This window comes from Neochlamydia sp. TUME1, from assembly GCF_000813645.1.
Lineage (GTDB): Bacteria > Chlamydiota > Chlamydiia > Chlamydiales > Parachlamydiaceae > Neochlamydia.
In genome coordinates this window covers 1-1,236 of record NZ_JRXI01000240.1, presented here as the reverse complement: position 1 = coordinate 1,236, position 1,236 = coordinate 1, and the positions used below count along the sequence as shown (strand labels likewise).

The following is a 1,236-nucleotide window of genomic DNA, read 5'->3' as shown; positions in this document are numbered from 1 at the left end:
GCACACCAGGAATAAGCACCTAATTTATTACCTGAAAACAGGTCCAATCTGAAATGCAACTTTAGTGCTATAAAATCAATTTTACTTTCCATTTATTCTTCTATTTGTTGTGTCATCTCTCAAAAACAAGCACCAAAACTACTTGCATAAATCATTCCAGCACTTCAAAACCAAAAATCGCACAAAAAAAATTGACATAGGCCTAAATACTTGAAACTACTTGCTCTAACACCATTTTAACACAACAAAAATTTCACAGTCATTTTTGACCTCTCATCTTAAATGAGTGCAAGTTGATTGTGCAATCAGATGTGTGTTGGATAAGGGAAATGTACATAAAAAATACATACTTAGAACAACATGTTAAAATTATAAGTAATATGGAATAAATTGTACAGTTTGACAATCTGACGTGTGTTGGATTTGAATAGTGTACATAAAAAATGCTGAAAAATATGGGAATTGTACCTAATTTGTTGTACAACAGCTCCAGTAGCTGACATGCCCTCTTGTTCAGTGGGAGTGTGGGGTCAGGGAGCCAAGACTCAGAGACAACGTGAGCATGCTTCCAAATGGACTCCTCCACTATCTCCTTCCTCCACTTCTCCTCCCTCCTGCTCCACTCTACCATGCTCAGCCACTTCCTCCTCCTCTTCTTCCCAAGTTTGGTCAGCTTCTTTGCATTCCTCACAGCTTTGTTTACCTCTCCTCATCAATTGCTCCTCCCCTTGCTCCTCTTCCTTCCTCATGATCTCCAGAAGCTTTGATATAGCTGCCTTCTTGTTCAGTGCTGTCCTGCTGGCCCTGAGCTTCTTGAGAAGAGACTTGAGGCTGGCTATGGTGATGTGCTCCTGCTCAATGATAGCCCAGTTGTCCTTGCACCACTTCTTCACATCATTGTTGGACATGGAGGACAGATTCAGTGGCAGGTTGAGGACAGCAGTCTTCACTGATGACTCAGGAGTTGACATGTTGACTGTTGTGGGCTGGTGGGGGAGTGTTTGAAGCAGCTGTGGAAGCAACAACAACCAACAACTCCTATCTCAGTTTTATAATACCTCCCTTGTCCACACAAATTAGTGGTTGGTTAAATATATGTAGACTACCTCATTAAATCGATCCATAAAGCGCCACACCATCCCATCCTCCTGAAATCATGCAAATAGCATTGTACTCTAGTAGCACTACAGGTCCCTTCATGGATGGAGCTTTAAGTGATGTACAGAGCCATCATCC

Annotated in this window: 1 protein-coding gene; it reads right to left on the bottom strand. The window is 41.7% G+C overall.

Annotated elements, in window-relative coordinates:
* Positions 1 to 545: 545 nt before the first annotated feature.
* Positions 546 to 1,028 (bottom strand): hypothetical protein, encoded by a 483-nt coding sequence (locus DB41_RS10325; RefSeq protein ID WP_039387050.1) that lies wholly within the window; start codon positions 1,026 to 1,028, stop codon positions 546 to 548.
* Between the last annotated feature and the right edge of the window lie 208 nt (positions 1,029 to 1,236).